Origin of the sequence: Streptomyces sp. NPDC051315 (assembly GCF_044455165.1) — a bacterium.
Classification (GTDB): domain Bacteria; phylum Actinomycetota; class Actinomycetes; order Streptomycetales; family Streptomycetaceae; genus Streptomyces.
The window spans coordinates 339,553-355,678 of record NZ_JBITEN010000001.1; the positions used below are offsets into that span (position 1 = coordinate 339,553).

Genomic DNA, 16,126 nt, shown 5'->3' on the forward strand with positions numbered 1-16,126 from the left:
ACAGGCGGACACACGGCGTGGACAACGCCCCGGGAGGTGGAGAGAATTCTGATCACACCGTCGTGCTCAGCAGTGGCCGGACGCACCACCCGGCCCGGTCGGGCGGTGGCACGGGGCCGGCACGGGGGTGCCGGGTGGGGGGAAGGACGTACGCGTGGGGGAACGCAGCGCCGCACCGCGCATCCCGCAGGGGATCGAGTTGTACGGCGGCACCGACGGAGCCGTGACATGGAGCGGCGTCGGGCTGACGCCCGAGGTGATGCGGGAGTTAGGTGCCGGGCCGTGGGCCGAGCGGGCCGGCGATCTGGAGGCGACCCGGGACATCGTCACCGAGCTGCGGTCGCTGGCCACGACCGACATGGAGACCGAGTTCATCGGCGCCCTGCTGGCGACCGAGCCGGAGCCGAAACCCTGGCAGTTCGGGGAAGCCCTGGCCGAGGTGCTGCTGGAGCACTGGCACGGCGCGGTGTGGCTGTGGGACGGCGCACGGGACCGGCGTACCCGCAAGGCGAGCCTGCCGGGTGCCGATCTGGTGGGCTTATGGGTGGCGGACGGGACGGCGACGCTGCTGTTCGGCGAGGTGAAGTCGTCGTCGGAGGCGAAGAGTCCGCCGAAGGTGATGACCGCCCGGCCGGACGGCATGATCGAGCAGCTCAAGCGGCTGTCGCAGGGGAACGACCACTTCACGCTGATGAAATGGCTGCGCCACCGGTGCCGCAGCGCCGAGCACGTCAGCGCGTACCAGATCGCGGCCCGTCGCTTCATCAGCTCGCAGGGCAGGGACTTCCGGCTGTTCGGCTGTCTGGTGCGGGACACCGCTCCCGTGCCCACGGACCTGAGCGGGCCCGCGGCGGAACTGGCCAAGACGGTCGTGGAGCCGATGCACGCGCTGCTGACCGCCTGGTACCTGCCGATCGGCATGGCCGCCTGGCCCGCCCATGCGGGGGTGGGTGACGTTGGCTGATCTGGGCTGGCTGGAAGGCGCGCTCGAACCGGGTCTTGTACGGGAGGCCGGTGAGCGGGCGCAGCGGGTGCTGATCGGTTCGGCCCTGCGGGCGGTCGACGCGGAGGTTCCGCAGGGCTCTCCGGACAGTCGTGAGGCGGTCGACTTCGCGGTGGGGGCGCTGGATCTGCTGGCGTGGGACGCCATCGCTGAGGATCCGAAGGCTCCGGCCACGCGCCGGTTGTGCGGTCAGATGTTCGCGCTGGCGCGGGCACGGCTGCCCGAGGGTAACTCTCCCGAGGCGCGGCTGGAGCTGCTGCGCACCGCGTGCCTGGGGTGGATCGCCGACGAGACGCCGCTCGCGGCCCGGCTGCTCGCGGACGTCGAGCTGCCCTCCGCACCGGATCCCGAGGAGGACTGGGAGGGCCGGGTGCGGCGCGGTACCGCGGACGTGTGGCTGCTGTTGCTGCGCAAGCGCGGGTGGGAGGACCTCGACGCCCTGGACCATGCCATCGCCGAGCTGCGCGAGGACCAGGCGGTGTGGGAGGAGGCGTACCTGTCGGGGGCGGGGGACGATGCCCGGCCCGCCGCTTGGTCGCTGGCCGCCCACTACCACCTGCTCAAGACGGCGGAACTGCTCGCCGCGTATCTGGCGACCGGACATCTGATGCGGGAGAAGCGCCCCAGCCGTCACTACGGGGTGCGCCAGCGCGTGCAGGCGCACTGCGACCGGGCCCTGGAGGCGGCGGTGGCCTCCGCAGACCCGGATCTGGAGGTGCTGGTCCGGCTGCTGGCAGCCACGGCGGACCAGATCGTCGACAACAGCCTGTGGACGGTGGCCCGCGCGGTCAGCCCGGAAGTGAACGCCTTCGTCGCCTCCCTCGTCGACCGGGGACGGCCGCGCCCGATCTTCGAGGTGCTGCCGCCGCAGCGCGTGGCCCTCGCCGAGCAGGGCCTGATCAGGGCGGCGCACCGCAGCGTGGTCGTCAGCTTGCCCACCAGCGCGGGCAAGACCCTGATCGCCCAGTTTCGGATCCTCCAGGCGCTCAACGCCTACGACAAGCAGCGTGGCTGGGTCGCGTACATCGCCCCGAACCGGGCGCTTGTGAACCAGGTGACGCGCCGGCTGCGCCGCGACTTCGCCGGCCTCGGGATCGGGGTGGAGCGGGTCAGTCCTGCCCTGGAGTTCGACGGTCTGGAAGCGGACATGCTCACCGACCGCAGCGAGCGGCAGTTCCGGGTGCTGGTGTCCACACCGGAGAAGCTGGACCTGCTGCTGCGGTCCGGCTGGCAGGAGAAGATCGGGCGTCCGCTGTGTCTGGTGGTGGCGGACGAGGCACACCACCTGGGCGTGGACAAGCGCGGGATCAAACTGGAGCTGCTGCTCGCCACGGTCAACCGTGAGGCCCAGGACGCGGGGTTTCTGCTCCTGACACCCTTCATCGACAACGGGGACGTCATCGCCGCGTGGCTGGACAGCGGCAGCCACCAGTCGGTCGGCCTGTCCGTGGACTGGACACCGAACGACCGCATCCTGGCGCTGGCCCGGCGCGAGCGAGCCCCGGGCAGCGGCGGTTTCCGGGCCGCCCTGGAACCCTTGGTCACCAGCCGGAGAACACTCAGCGTTCCGGACCTGCTGCCCCTGGACGGATACCGGCCGCTCGGGCTGTCCTGGTCGCAGGTGAACAGCCCGGGCAAGCTCGCCGCGGCGACGGCGACGGTTCTCGCGGCACGCGGCCAGACCATCACTCTGGCCCAACGGCCGGACCACGCCTGGTCGATCGCGCAGATCATCGCGGGCGGGCGCGCCGAGTTGACGGACATGGGCGAAGACCTGCGAGCAGTCCGAGAGGTGGTCGAGGAGGAGTTCGGCGCGGACTTCCCGCTGGCGGGTCTGCTCGCCAAGGGGATCGGCGTCCATCACCGCGGTCTCCCGGACGAAATTCGAGTCGTCACGGAGTATTTGATGGAGACCGGCGACCTGACCCACCTGGTGTCCACCACGACCATCGCCCAGGGCGTCAACTTCCCAGTGGCGAATGTCGTTCTGGCCTCGCACCAGTTCCCGTACGGCAACGACATTCCGGCGCCCGACTTCTGGAACCTCGTCGGGCGTGCCGGGCGGGTCGAGCAGGGGGAGGTGGGCCTGATCGCGCTGGCCGCGGAGGACGAGGTACGCGCCGGGAAGCTGCGAAAGTTCGTCGGCCGGCAGGTCGCGGAGCTGAACTCCACCCTTGTCGACATGGTGCGCACGGCCATGAGCGAATACGGGCACCTCGACCTGCACACCCTGGCGCACCTTCCCGAGTGGTCGTCGTTCGTGCAGTACCTGGCCCACACGTACCGGCAGATCGGCGACCACGAGGAGTTCGCCGAGGAGGCCGAGCAGATCCTCCGCGGCACGCTGGGATTCCAGGACCTGCGTCAGGTGAACCGCGACTGGGCCTCCCAGCTGACGCGCAGCGTGCGCGAATACGCGGAACGCCTCTCCGGAAAGGCACTGGCGCTGGTCGACAGCACAGGCTTCTCGTGGGAGAGCATCGCGGGCACGCTGCAACGGCTGGGTGAGGCGCAGATCGACCGCGACGTGTGGGGCACCCCGCTGTTCGAGGGTGACCGCAGACCCCTCGCCCAGCTGATCGGGGTCATGCTCCAGGTGCCCGAGCTGCGGGACAACCTGCAGGACGTCACGGCGGAGCACGAGGGCCGGGCCGGTGATTACATCGCTCGTGTCATCCAGGACTGGGTGGGCGGCGCGTCCGTACCGCAGCTGGCCGAGGACCACTTCATGAAGGAGGGGGAGAAGAACACCCTCAAGGCCATCACCCGGTGCTGCCAACGGCTGTTCGGAGAGATGGCCCCAACGGTTTCCTGGGGCCTGTCGGCGCTCCAGTCCCTCACCCTGGGCCAGGAGTTCTCGACCCTCACCGCCGAGGCGCAGCGCGAGCTGCGGAACATCCCGTCGTACGCCTTCTACGGCGTCCGTTCCGAAGATGCCATCGCGATGCGGCTCGCCGGCGTACCGCGGTCGGCGGCGGCCCGCATGGCCGCGACGATCGCCGGTGAGGACCGCACGAGCGGCCCCGCGGCGGCACGCAGCCGGCTTGCCGCCCTGCCCGAGACGGCCTGGCGGTCGGCTCTGGGGTCCAAGGGCACGGCCTACCGGACGGTGTGGCGGATCCTCGACGGAGTGCAGTGACTCATACGCAGGACGCCCACAGCACGTACGCCCGGCGAGCCTGTGCGAGCAGTGCGGCCGTGGCGGCCGGAGTACCGAAGGAGTCCACCACCCTGTCGGTCACCGTGCGCAGGTGATCGGCGGCGATCCGGGTCCGCTCCAGCCGGACCTCGTACGCCGTGAGGCGAGCGCCTGGTCCCGCTCCCACATGTCCTCCAGCGTGCTGTCCCCTGGGTCCTCCACGTCGTGCACTGTGGGGATCCGGGGCAGGTCGTCCGCGGTGAGGCAGGACACCGCCGCCTCGTCGGCGGCGCCGGCCGGTTCCTCGTCCTCGTCCTCTCCGAAGAGGATGCGGCGCACCACCACCCGGTCCGCCTCCGACCTGGCCACGTCGGCCGCGAGTGCGTCGAGCCGGTCCAGTAGAGCCGGGACAGCCGTATGCTCGCGGCGACGCAGCAACACGTCGAGCTCCTGAATCACCTCGTCACCGGTTTCCTGCGCGTGATCGAGCAGAAGGTTGCACCGGCTGATCTCGTCGAAGGCCCGCTGTGCGGTGCGTACCGCCTGCTCGATGTTCCGCAGTGACTCGTCCAGGTCGTCGTCCTGGCGGCGCCCCGGAACCTCCGCGTCGGTCGTTGTGCCGTACGTCGTGGTCACGCCGTTCCCCCTCGTTGTCGTCCCCGCGACTGATCATAAGGAACCCGGTGATCGGCTGACCCCACCGGAGAGCCGCGGAACGCCGATCACCTTGACTCCTCTACGCAAGCTGAACATTATTAGCGCTATGCCATCTATTGAACTCGATGAGCAGACGTACGAGAAGGTCGTCTTCGCCGCGCGTCTCATGGCGTGCACGCCGTCCGACGTGGTACGGCGGCTGGTGGAGTCATGGAGCATCCCCGAGGAGCCCGACGAGGAGTCGGACGACGTCCGTGTCCACGCGGTGTACCGGGGTGAGCGGGTCCAGGGCCTCTTCCACCCGGCCACACGCAGCCTGACGGTCACCCGGGGGCCGCAGGCAGGTCAGTCCTTCTCCTCGCCCAGCGCCGCCGCCATGGCGGTGATCCAGGAACTCAACCCGGACCGGTCCCCCAACGCGAACGGCTGGTTGTTCTGGCGTGTCACGAGCAGCGGCGCCGAGCTGAAGTCCCTACGCAGGTAGCCGGACTCGCGCAGCAGCCGAATCTCCGCAGCCCTTCGACAGAACCGCCGCCTCTCATCAAGGACGCACCTTCATGACCGCTTCGGACGCACCCGCCACCCACCTGATCATCATCAGCGACCGTGAACCCCTCGCCTGGGTTCTGGAATACCAGCGCATGGCCTTCCCCGCCGGTCGCGCGCAGCAGTCCCTCAGCCTGAAGAAAGGCGACGAGGCGCTGCTTTACACGACGCGCGGCTGTTTCGGGAATCCCACCCGCGACCTCGGGCGCGTCATCGGGCAGGCCACCCTCACCAGCGAGGTGAGCACGCTGGACCAGCCAGTGTCGTTCGGCGAACGACGGTTCACAGAAGGCTGCCGTCTGCGGATCCATGGCTTGGTCCCCTTCAGGGACGGGGTCGTCCTGCGCGACCTGGTGAACGACCTTGAGGTGTTCCCGGACCCTCGCACCTGGAGCGTCCGCATGCGCCGGGCCTCGCTGAAGCTTCCGGAGCGCGACGCGGCGCTCATCAAGCGCGAGTTGCAGCCGCTCCTGAAGCCCTACGGCTCAGTGGTGGGCGACTACTCCCTCAAGCGCCGCTGACGAGGCGGCCTAAGCTACGACCAGGCACCACGACACCGCCGCCCGCCTTCGACAGGAGTGAACTGCCTTGCCGTTCCCGCCCGGTGACATGGTCGCCGCCTTCGGCTTACACCTGCATTTCCAGTCCCTGGCACAGGCCCTGCGTGAACGCCACCCCGAGCTGGCTGAACGGGTAGTCTTCGACGACTCACAGGGACGGATGCTCCTGAAGGTCCTTCTGTCCGGGTCTCAGTCGGTCGGCCTGGCCCACGTACGCATGGGGCACAGCATCGTCTGGGCGGTGCTGGATCCCGTCCTGAACAGCGAGCCGTCCCTCTGGCCGCTGAACACCCCCGACGACGTACTCGTGGATGCCGTACACGCCCACGCCTCGGCCCAGCTCACCGGAGAGCCGCTGCCGTCCCCCTGGCGCTGGAACGAGTGCGAGCCATCCGAGATGACCGAGCTGGCCGACCTCCTGGACATGAGGGGTGTACGCGTGCGGCGGGTGGTCGCCGGGAACGGGTACTTCGCCTACGGGCCACGCCACGCGCCGAAGCTCGACGTCCTCGACGGGCGCGAGGGAGCGTTCCTGGAAGCCGAGTTGCCGGACGCCTTCGTGCGCGTCTCGCTCAAGCCGACCCTCGGATGGCTGGTGGACGTGCACACACCGCGATGGGGCGGGTGGGGGCGTGTCGACCTCGCATGGTGCCTCCGCACCACATCGTCCTCCATACCGGGCGTGCCGCAGGCGGACGTATCCGTTGAGGAGCTCGCCGACTTGTTGTGCAAAGGACCGGAAGCGTGGGACATGGAGCCACCGTGGGCGCCGCCGGAGCCCGCCACCCTACCCTCTCCAAAGCCCAGATCTGCCTTGCAGGACAGCCTTTTCCCAGATCTGCCCGAGCAGACCGCCCCCGAGTGGATGGAGGAGTTCACCGATCTCCTGGACGGGCTCGAGGAGAGCGCGCCCGAACGCCGCCCGGGCCCAATGACCCCTCGGGAGATCACGGAAGCGGTCCTCCACCAACTCACCACGCTCGGTTTCTCGGACCTCGTGGCAGGCGAGGCTGACGTCCCGATCGAGTCCGAGGTGTTCCACATCGAGTGGCGCAGCACCGGCAAAGACTTGTCGGCCCCCGAAATCCAGCGGCTGAACGGCATGGCCGCGGCGGCCGGCGAGGATCTGCCCAAGCGCCTCATCCTCATCACGGGCGGCGGTCTGACCCGCCCGGCGGCAGAGTTCGCCGACAAGGCAAAGGCGTACGCCTTCCACCTGGACCGGACGACAGGCAGGCTCATCGCCCTCAACTCCCGTGCCCGAGAGACGTCGCTGCCCGTCGAGGCGCCCGGCGCACGGGAGCTCGACCCCTGGTGACCGCACAGCCGGGACGGGCGGGTCTCCACCAGGCTCCCCCGTTCCGGCACCAGCCGTGAACTCCCCGAGCCCAGCCCACCGGAAGCCGATGATCCGGCATCATGACCTTCGTGGCGGACGAACCGGACCTGCAGGCGGCAGCATCACAATTCGACCGAAGCACGGTGACGGAGGCCGGAACGGCCGCCGAAGACGAACGTAAGCAGGTGCTGTCGCAGTTTCCTCTGGAGACGTGGGCGACGATGCCGTTGTCGCGCTACGCCCTGGGGCAGCCCGCACTGTCCACGGACGGACCGACGTACTGCCGGCTGATGGAGTTCGGTACCCCGAACCTCGGCAGCATCAAGGGCGGCAGCGCCGCGAAGCACATCATGTATCACCACAATTCCGGTGAGTGGCGACTGGCCGCTCCGCTGCGCGGCATGGAGCCGCAGGAGGCATGGGAAGAACTGCGCGGACAGTTCGTGCGAGCCTTCGAGGCCGTGGGTGCCGGGGACTTCGACGCCGTGGACGATCTCGAGGTGCTGCGATTCGGACCGGCACTGGTGACCAAGTCCCTGGCCACGTACTTCCCCGAGCATTTTCTGCCCATCTACGCGGCCGAGCACCTGCGCCGGTTCATCACCCTGCTGGGGGGCTCAGCGCAGACCGACGCACCGGCCTGGCGCAGCAATCGCCGTCTGCTGGAACTCGTCCGCTCCCGCCCTGAGTTCGACGGCTGGAGCGGACAGGAGGTCATGCGCTTCCTATATCTGGGATTCGATCCGCGCCCGCGGTAGAACACGATCTGGAAGATCGCACCCGGTGAGCGCGGCCGGCTGTGGGAGGAATGCCGTGACGGCGCGGTGATCCGCGTCGCGTGGGACGAGCTCGGTGACCTGGGTCAGTACCAGAGTGACGCCGAACTCAAGCAGGCGCTCGACGCGCGCTGGCCGCGCAGCAGCGGAGGCAGTCTGACACTTGCCCGGCGGTTGCTCGCCTTCCGAGACCTGGAGCCGGGGGACCGGATCGTCGCCAACCGCGGGACGGACGAGGTCCTCGCGACCGGCACGGTCAGCGGGAGTTACCGCTTCGAGCCGGACTATGTCGAATATCGGCACGTCGTTCCGGTGACGTGGGACGTTTCGCACGCGCGGAAACTGTCGAAACCGCAACACGGTTGGCGGTCCACGTTCGCCAAGGTCGACGCGGCCCTTTTCGCGCAGGTCTCAATGGGTCTCGCAGTCCCGGGCACACGCCCCGCGGAGTCACGCACCGGTGATCCCGTCACGCTGCCCGAGGACGTGGAGAGCGTACTGGAGGCGCTGGACCGCAAGGGACAGGTGATCCTGCACGGGCCTCCCGGCACAGGCAAGACCCGGCTCGCGCTCGGCATCGCCCTCGCCCTCACCGGCCGGGCGGACGCCCTGAGCTCTCCGCCTGAGCAGCGTGCCCCCGCCCAGGCGGAGATGTTGCGGGCCGGTCGCGTCCATATGGTGACCTTCCATCCCTCCTACGGATACGAGGACTTCGTCGAGGGCTTCAAACCGGACATGAATGTCACGGGGCCCGGACTGACGCTCGCGCTCACCGATGGGGTGTTCCACACGCTGTGCGCCCAGGCCTCCCGCCCACCCGGGCGAGAAGTTCCTCCTGATCATCGACGAGATCAACCGAGGTGACCTGCCGCGCATCTTCGGAGAGTTGGTGACGCTTCTGGAACTCGACAAGCGCGGCCTGCCCCTCACTCTGCCCGTCAGTCGACGCACGTTCTCGGTACCGCCGAACGTGCGGATCATCGGGACCATGAACACGGCGGACCGCAGCATCAGTCATCTGGATGCCGCCGTACGCCGCCGCTTCGCCTTCCTGCCGGTCGGTCCCGACCCGGACGTCGTATCCGGCACCGTCGATCCACTGGACCTGGCACAGTTCTTCGAGTCCCTCAACAACCTGAACGCAGCGAAGCGCAGGGCCATTTCCCGGTCGTTCATGCGCAAGTGGTCACGCAGACCAGTCGCTTCATAGAAGACGTCCGTGGACGTCATCTCCTTCAGGATGCGGCGACTCCGCTTACCGCTCATGCAATGCCGGATTTCCTGCGCGTTGAGGGGCGTGCCTCCGGTATTGATGCGCTTGAAGATGTCGTACATGACATCCGGAGGAGTCGTCGGATCGATCACGTGCGCCATGATCTGAGCGTTGTGGATGCGCCGCTTCCACGGCGCGGGGAGCTCCTCGAAACGCTTGCCCTCGACCACCTTGTCGAGGTATTCGAGGCCTTTCAACGCGAACCCCGACTCCTCTCCCCCCCCGGACGAAATCATGAATGGTCGAGAGTCGCTGAAGGCCGTCGACCACACGCATGAGCCCGTCCGCGTCCTCAGCGAAGTAGAACGCGGGCAGCGGAATCTGCAACAGCACTGACTCGATGAGACGGGACTTCTGCCCCAGCTTCCACACACGGCCTCGCTGGAAGTCCGGAGCGAGCTCAAGCGACTCGTCGTCGATCATGTCCAGGGCATTACGCAGTGAAAACTGCTTCGTGTTGACCCTGATCTGCTCCGGGTTCCACGGCCTGTCGATCTCCGGCGGTTCCTCGTCCGCCTCGGTCTCGACCTCGACGTCCATACCCTCGTCGAGGAAGTACTCCTCATGGGCCGTCCGCGCCTTCTGGATCTCCGGGGTGGTCATGAGGCGATCGTATCCATGCCCTGGTCCCGGGCCAGCTCCGTCGCCGGAACGTGCGCCAGCAGCGGCGGCTCCGTGTTTCCTGTGTATCCCAGGAACAGACGGGTGCGGGCCCGGGTGACCAGGACGTAGTACAGCATCTTCAGACCGGCGCCGGTCGGGTCGTCGCCCGCGTCGAGGTGGGTGTCGGGGACGAACATCGTGTCGAACTCCAGACCCTTGGCACTCCTCCGGTTCAGGACGGTGACGCCGGGGCGGGCCAGGTCCAGCGTGCGGTAGCGGCCAGTTCCCTCCCCCACGTATGTCTGGAGGCGTGAGCGTGGCATGAGGCGCTCCAAACGCTCTGTCAGGTCCATCTGGTGACGTGTGTGCCGGAAGACCACGCCGACACGCTCGCCGGGGCGAGTTCCTGCGTACTCGGCGACATGTGCCGCCACCTGCTGCGCGCTGCCGTAGCGCCGCAGGGACGGCGTCGGGCCTTTGAGGTCCGGGAGGGCCGGCCGAGCCTCGCCGACGTGGAAGCGGGCCGCCAGAACCGCCACCGGACGGGTTATGCGATGCGTCGCAGTCAGATCGTGACGGTTCGGGCCGGTGAGCAGGGAGCCGATCTCGGCGAGCGTGGACTGGGTGTCCGTGATGCGCTGGCACTCGTCGGCGAAGACGGTCGTACGGGCGCCGATCAGCCGGCACAGCCGGTAAAAGTCCAGCGGCAGGTCCTGGCCTTCGTCGATCACCAGCAGGGGGCCGGGCCGGCGGAACTCGGACGCGGCCACCTGGAAGACGGCCGCCCATTCGAACCAACCGTCGTCCTCCGTCCGCGGAGCGGGGCGGCCGGTACGGGCGCGGTGCCAGGCGTGCATCCAGCCGTGGACGGTCGACACCTCCAGGCCCTCCTCCGGACCTAGGGCCGCCGCCAGCGGCTCCAGTGACTGGCGGAGCAGGTTCGAGCGCGTCAGGAGGGTGACCGGCTCTCCGGTCAGGGCGAGCATCACCGCGCGCTGTACCGCGAGGACGCTCTTGCCCGATCCCGGTGGCCCCGTGACCAGGTGATGGCCGTCGAAGGGGAGGGAGGCCAGCACGTCCTGCTGGTCCGGGGTCAGCGAGAGGAAGTCCACGAGCACCGGCCCTTACTCCTCCTGGTCCACCGCGGTCGCGCGGGCCGAGGTGATCACGTCCTCGAAGAAGCCGGGGACCTCGCCGCCACCGACCACAAGCACCCGGTCCAGCAGGGTGTTGCCCGTCTCGCAGCTGGTCTCCGGGAGCAGGGCGCAGGCGTGGCAGGCGCCCCGGTTGAGGTTGCCGAAGCCCTGCCCGGAGTGTTCGGCGCACAGCGGGTCGGCGGAGCACCAGGCTGCGGCCTCGATCATGCGCAGCAGAGTCTCGGCGAGGTGCGGTGGCTCGCCCTGCTGGACCAGGCCGCCGAGGGTGCCGGCCGCGTCACCGGCCGCCGTGTAGACAAGCAGCCCGGCCTGGTCGCGGTCGGCACGGGCGTATACACGCTCCCGCAGACTGGCCGTGGTGTAGCCGGACTCGAACGACAGCTGCCGGATGAGCAGGTGCGCGAGCGTGTGGAGCAGGACGAATCGCGGGGCCAGCACCGTGCCGGTGTGTGCCTCCAGCCGGTCCTTCTGGAAGCTGCGGTCCAGGTCGGCGCGTATGCCGAGCACCCTGTTGCGTACGGCGGTGTCGCGTTCCCAGTCGGTGAGACGTCCGGAGTCGAGGGTGAGGAAGACGCCCTCGCCGTAGACCTCGACCGCCGGGAGCCAGCGCAGACGGCGCGAGGTGTCGGCGGGTACGAAGGTGGCGTCGGGGGCGACCCGGGTGAATCCCTGCAGGGCCCGCACCTCCCGCAGCCGGTCGACGAGCACCACCTTGCCGATCCGCTCCCGCAGGGTCGTCCACGGCGCCTGGTTCTCCTCGGCCAGCCCCAGGTCGGTGTGCCGGACCACGAAGTCGCGGGTGGCCTCGGGCGCGGGCGCGGTGAGCGCCGCCCACTCCTCGCTGCTGAGGTCGGGGTAGACCGGCTGGTCCGGGGCGGCGGTGGTGACGGGCGTGCCGGCTTCCTCGGCCAGGAGGGCGTCGATCAGTGCGTCGTCGGCCTGGGTGTCCTGTTTGATCATCCCGCGCAGGGCCGGTGCATTCGGGCCGTCCGGCGCGCTGCACAGGGCGAGCCACAGGGCGCTGGCCCGGACCCGCTCGGCCACCTCGCCCTCCCAGACCGGGGGTCCTTCAGCCTCCGGGATGTCCAGCGCGGAGTGCACCACGGGGTAGTAGAGGTTTCCAGCGGTGCGCTGCACGACCTGAACGGTCTCGCGGCAGTCGGCCCGTTCTGTCGCGCGCTGCCAGGGGTTACGTCCGGAGCAGCGCAGACCGTGCGTGCCGAGGATGTCGAGGAGGTCCCGGGCGCCCCGGCACTTCGGCGCAGTACAGACGACCGACAGCGCCTCCAGGCCCGCGGCGCGCTGTTCGACGCGGAAGCTCAACTGTGCCCGGGAGTCCCGGGATTCCCGGGACGGGCAGGCCTGACGGTCCTCCGGGTCCAGCCGGGAGTGCGCCCAGAACCACCAGTCGACGTCGGAGAGGTGTCCCGCCTTGCAGATCTGCACGAACCTCATCGGGACGAGCGGGCGCCTCGGTGAGCACTGGTGGCACTGCGGAGGCGTGCCCGGGGTCTCGTCGGCGATGCGCCAGCGCCGCATGCGGCGGCAGCTGCCGCAGAACAGCCAGGTCGGGAACCGGATGTAGGGGGCACCGGGTGCGTCCTGGTTGTCGTAACGGTCGTTGAGGGTCGGTGGGGCCGCGAAGAAACCGCTCACTCGCAGCCGTGCGGCCAGCCGCGGTGAGTCGACTGGCTGCCGTTTGCGCGGCCAGTCCCCGATGCCGGTGGCGACGAACGATTCGCCCTGGATGTCCAGGACGGCCCCGACCCCGAACGGCAGTACGGTCTGTGCCTGGCGCACCCTCAGTTTGCGGCTCACCGGTCGGCTCCCTTCACCGTGACCTGGCACTCGCGGTCGACCGTGCGCAGGGAGTGCGGGGTCTCCCACAGGCCGCCGTACTGCTCGAAGTTCTTCAGCAGGTTCAGGTGCCCCTTACCTTGGCCCCGGTAGTACAGGGGCTTGCTCGCGTCCCGGGCCTCCTGGGCGCGCTGCTGCCACGCGGCGAGCAGCCCGTCGAGTTCGTCCCCCACGGCCTGCGCGGCACGCGGGTCGCTCGCCCGCACCCAGGCGACGAGCTCCTCGGCGAGCACCACGGCCCCCGGCAGGTGGTCCAGCAGCTCACCGGCCTGATCCTCCGCCGAGAGTCCGAGACGGTGCCGGACGAGCATCACCAGCGCGGCGTGCAGGGCGCGCCGACGGGCCGGCACCGACCAGGGCGTGACGCTGGTCGGCTCGACGTGCCGGTACAGCGAGCGGTGGTAGACCCCGAAGGTCTCGTAGTGCGACCGGTCGCGCGGACGGGTGGCGTTGAAGAAGGTGACGACGAGACCGGCCACCTTGTCGCGGCCCACACGGCTGGTGGCCTGGATGTACTCGGCGGTCGTCTTTGGCTGCCCCAGCATCAGCATCAGGGCGAGCCGCTTCACGTCCACGCCCACCGACAGCATGTTGGTGCAGGCGAGGAAGGAGATGGCCCCCGGCTCGGTCCAGGGCTTGGCCAACCGGTCCAGCAGCACGGGCTGTTCGGCCCGGTTCAGGTTGCTGGTGAGCTCCTGCACCTGCTGGTCGGTCAGCTCCCGGGCACCTGCGGCACCGCCCATTCCGGCGAGCTGGGCGGGGATGTCGTCCCCGGTCGCGGTGATCGTACGGCCGAGCTCGCGCAGGCTGTGGTGGTAGACGACGAGGGTCCAGTACGCGTCCCGGTGCTCCTCCGGCAGTTCGTACGCGCCCTGCAGCATCGCCGCCGCGGTGGCGACGGAGGCCCGGCCCGCGGTGTGACCCTGGGCCATGACGCCCAGATAGCGGCGGCCCCGCCGGCCGCGAGAGCTGGTGTCGGGTTCGGCGAAGTACGAGTGGCGTGCGTCGAGACCGGCGGACGGGAACAACTGCACGTCCCGACCGTAAAGCCGGCGCACCTGCTCTCCCGAACGGCGGATGGTCGCTGTCGACGCCACCACCTTGGGGCCCCTGCCCTCCTGCACGGACAAGGACAGCACCGCCGACTCGTACAGCCCGGTCAGCGAGCCGAGCGGGCCGGTGAGCAGGTGGAGTTCGTCCTGGATCACCAGGCTCGGCGGACGGTTGCCCGCTCCCCCGGCGCCGAAGAGCCGCCCGGCCCTGGCCTCCCAGGCCAGACGCGCGAACTTGTCGACGGTGCCGAGGACGAAGGTCGGCGGTCGGTCGTAGAGCTGGTCGTCGACGACGGCGACGGGCAGCTCGTCGTGAAAGAAGCACTCGTCGCGCGGACAGTAGAACGCGAAGGACGTGGCCGTGGCACGGATGCCGTAGTCGCCCCGATCCGCAGACTTGGCGTACGGCAGGATGCGCGTGCCGCACCAGGGGCAGCGGTCGAGGATGAAGGCCTCCCCCGGGTGCGCCGCGTACCGCAGGTTGTCGAAGGCCTGCTTCGCGTCCGCGTAGCGGTTGGGCACCGTGGTGTCGCCGACCCACAGGCCGATGGAGAATGGCTCGCTGCCGAGCCGCCGCTCGTTCCGGCGGCGCAGCCGTTCCAGCGCGCAGACCAGGGTGGCGGCACGCTGGAACTGCTGAGTGGTGAGCAGGCTCAGGGTGTAGCGGCTGAGTACGGCTGTGCCGCCGCCGTCCTCCTGGAAGCGGCGCAGCACCATGACGAACGCGGCCAGCAGCAGGTAGGCCTCGGTCTTGCCGCCGCCCGTGGGAAACCAGATCAGGTCGACGGTGTCGCGGTCGGGGTGGCCCGGATCCACCGCGCCGTCCAGCGCCAGCAGGAAGAAGGCCAACTGGAAGGGACGCCACGCCGCTTCCGGATCGGGGTCGGGCTCGAGGAGCATGGCCGTGCGGCGTTCCCGGCGCTCACCTGCCTGATCGCGCGCGCTGTGCCGCATCTGGAGCGCCATGGCCCGGTTCGCGGTTTTGAAGGCCGCGAGGATCTCCGGGCGCCGCGGATCGCAGAGGGTCTCGATGCCTGACTCGATACGCGTGACAGCGGCCTCGACTCTGGTCAGGATGCGGTCGGCGGCCGGGCATCCCCAGGGCGGGACGTCGAGAGTGCGCTGCTCCTCGTACCAGGCCCGGTATCCGGCGGCGAACGCGCGGAGCTCCTCGCGCAGGTCGCCGACGGCCACCTGGTCGTCCGCGAGACGGGCCAGCCGCAGGACGGGCAGATCGGTCGGCCCGGCGGCCCGGACGTCGGGAACATCGACGTGCGGCAGCAACTCGGTGTTCAGACCCACCACTCGCCCGTCGGCGAGCACCTCTCCCACTGCGCATCCGTGGCCGATGGCGTAGGTGCGGACGTGGCGGTACTGCAGGCGCAGCTCTTGCTCCTCCTCGTCCCGGCTGATCAGTGTGGTGCTCGGGTACTGACGGATCCGACCGCCCGGCACGGTGACACCCAGGCGCACCTGGAACAGCATGCGGTCCCAGGCGGGTGTGCGCCGGTCCTCGTCACCCGCCCGGGCGGCATTCGCCAGGCCCACGGTGACGAGGTGACCTTCCCTGAACGGCCGCCAGTACACGGTCAGTTCACCCCGCCCCTCGAACACCTCGACGGGGTTGTCGTCCTTGGGTCCGACGGACCTGGTCTCCTCGGGCAGCGGCTCACGCCGCCACTGTCGGGCTCGTTCCCCCTGTTCGGTGAGGTAACGGGCACTGGAGCAGGTGACCTGCAGTTCCGTGGCGTCGGTGTAGAAACTGATGCCCAGTGAGGAGGGCAGCCAGGAGTTGACGGAGGGCAGCGGGTCGACGGCCGGGTTCGTGTCCTCACGGACCTCCTCCGTTCCCCGGCCCTCGTCCTCGTCGTCCATGTCGCCCGCCAGGCGCAGTTGCCCGTGCAGGTCCGCATCGCGCGGGTACAGGGTGCCGACGAGGTACTGGCGGTCGGGCGGGAACAGCAGGACCTCACGTTCACCGTCCGCCGGACCCATCAGCTGCCTGCGCAGGTACGCGGTCAACTCGTCCCGTGGATCCATGGTGCCCCCTTGCAGCGGCCGGTACGTGCGCGGCCGTTCCCCACCCAGCGTCCCCACGCCGGGGCCAGGGATCCTAGCGCTGATTCCGACACGTCAGGGCCGGTTGTCGTATCCCCGTGGCACA

The 16,126-nt window shown here is 69.5% G+C and carries 13 protein-coding genes; 8 read left to right on the forward strand and 5 right to left on the reverse strand.

Annotation, left to right across the window (positions count from 1 at the left end; all coding sequences use genetic code 11):
- Positions 1-154 precede the first annotated feature (154 nt).
- Together ACIBBD_RS01445 and ACIBBD_RS01450 are read left to right on the forward strand one after the other, a co-directional pair.
- On the forward strand, positions 155-964 hold the full coding sequence (locus ACIBBD_RS01445) for a hypothetical protein (protein WP_399417203.1): 810 nt from the start codon (positions 155-157) through the stop codon (positions 962-964).
- Positions 957-4,142 carry a DEAD/DEAH box helicase gene (locus tag ACIBBD_RS01450; protein ID WP_399417204.1) on the forward strand — a complete coding sequence of 1,062 codons (3,186 nt, stop codon included), beginning with the start codon at positions 957-959 and terminating at the stop codon, positions 4,140-4,142. The genes ACIBBD_RS01445 and ACIBBD_RS01450 overlap by 8 nt, the downstream gene beginning before the upstream one ends.
- Before the next feature lie 99 nt (positions 4,143-4,241).
- On the opposite strand, the gene ACIBBD_RS01455 is transcribed toward ACIBBD_RS01450, so the two are convergent.
- Positions 4,242-4,778: a hypothetical protein gene (locus ACIBBD_RS01455; RefSeq protein WP_399417205.1), complete on the reverse strand. Its 537-nt coding sequence runs from the start codon at positions 4,776-4,778 to the stop codon at positions 4,242-4,244.
- A gap of 127 nt (positions 4,779-4,905) precedes the next feature.
- On the opposite strand from ACIBBD_RS01455, the gene ACIBBD_RS01460 reads away from it, so the two are divergent.
- From ACIBBD_RS01460 to ACIBBD_RS01485, 6 genes are all read left to right on the forward strand, one after another.
- Entirely contained in the window at positions 4,906-5,283 is a 378-nt protein-coding gene (locus ACIBBD_RS01460; protein WP_399417206.1) for a hypothetical protein, read from the forward strand.
- 73 nt (positions 5,284-5,356) lie between these two features.
- Entirely contained in the window at positions 5,357-5,866 is a 510-nt protein-coding gene (locus ACIBBD_RS01465) for a hypothetical protein (protein ID WP_399417207.1), read from the forward strand.
- A 67-nt stretch (positions 5,867-5,933) separates the two neighbouring features.
- A complete protein-coding gene (locus ACIBBD_RS01470) occupies positions 5,934-7,223 on the forward strand; it encodes a hypothetical protein (protein WP_399417208.1) in 1,290 nt (429 codons plus the stop codon).
- Between the two features lie 101 nt (positions 7,224-7,324).
- Positions 7,325-8,002: a hypothetical protein gene (locus ACIBBD_RS01475; protein WP_399417209.1), complete on the forward strand. Its 678-nt coding sequence runs from the start codon at positions 7,325-7,327 to the stop codon at positions 8,000-8,002.
- Between the two features lie 66 nt (positions 8,003-8,068).
- The gene (locus ACIBBD_RS01480; protein WP_399417210.1) at positions 8,069-8,884 is read left to right on the forward strand and encodes a hypothetical protein; all 816 of its coding nucleotides are present in this window, start codon (positions 8,069-8,071) and stop codon (positions 8,882-8,884) included.
- On the forward strand, positions 8,796-9,230 hold the full coding sequence (locus ACIBBD_RS01485; protein WP_399417211.1) for an AAA family ATPase: 435 nt from the start codon (positions 8,796-8,798) through the stop codon (positions 9,228-9,230). Before ACIBBD_RS01480 ends, ACIBBD_RS01485 begins: the two co-directional genes overlap by 89 nt.
- Before the next feature lie 45 nt (positions 9,231-9,275).
- On the opposite strand, the gene ACIBBD_RS01490 is transcribed toward ACIBBD_RS01485, so the two are convergent.
- The 4 genes from ACIBBD_RS01490 to ACIBBD_RS01505 are packed head-to-tail and all read right to left on the reverse strand — an operon-like array spanning position 9,276 to position 16,002.
- On the reverse strand, positions 9,276-9,896 hold the full coding sequence (locus ACIBBD_RS01490) for a DUF262 domain-containing protein (protein ID WP_399417213.1): 621 nt from the start codon (positions 9,894-9,896) through the stop codon (positions 9,276-9,278).
- On the reverse strand, positions 9,893-11,014 hold the full coding sequence (locus ACIBBD_RS01495; RefSeq protein ID WP_399417214.1) for a DNA helicase: 1,122 nt from the start codon (positions 11,012-11,014) through the stop codon (positions 9,893-9,895). The genes ACIBBD_RS01490 and ACIBBD_RS01495 overlap by 4 nt, the downstream gene beginning before the upstream one ends.
- Before the next feature lie 6 nt (positions 11,015-11,020).
- On the reverse strand, positions 11,021-12,871 hold the full coding sequence (gene drmB, locus ACIBBD_RS01500) for a DrmB family protein (RefSeq protein ID WP_399417215.1): 1,851 nt from the start codon (positions 12,869-12,871) through the stop codon (positions 11,021-11,023).
- On the reverse strand, positions 12,868-16,002 hold the full coding sequence (locus ACIBBD_RS01505; protein WP_399417216.1) for a helicase-related protein: 3,135 nt from the start codon (positions 16,000-16,002) through the stop codon (positions 12,868-12,870). The genes drmB and ACIBBD_RS01505 overlap by 4 nt, the downstream gene beginning before the upstream one ends.
- Between the last annotated feature and the right edge of the window lie 124 nt (positions 16,003-16,126).

Bases quoted from the DNA above. Each gene is read 5' to 3' on its own strand.
- ACIBBD_RS01485 (WP_399417211.1), top strand. From the start codon at position 8,796: ATGGGGTGTTCCACACGCTGTGCGCCCAGGCCTCCCGCCCACCCGGGC.
- ACIBBD_RS01475 (WP_399417209.1), top strand. From the start codon at position 7,325: ATGACCTTCGTGGCGGACGAACCGGACCTGCAGGCGGCAGCATCACAA.
- ACIBBD_RS01460 (WP_399417206.1), top strand. From the start codon at position 4,906: ATGCCATCTATTGAACTCGATGAGCAGACGTACGAGAAGGTCGTCTTC.
- ACIBBD_RS01490 (WP_399417213.1), bottom strand. From the start codon at position 9,896: ATGACCACCCCGGAGATCCAGAAGGCGCGGACGGCCCATGAGGAGTAC.
- ACIBBD_RS01505 (WP_399417216.1), bottom strand. From the start codon at position 16,002: ATGGATCCACGGGACGAGTTGACCGCGTACCTGCGCAGGCAGCTGATG.
- ACIBBD_RS01465 (WP_399417207.1), top strand. From the start codon at position 5,357: ATGACCGCTTCGGACGCACCCGCCACCCACCTGATCATCATCAGCGAC.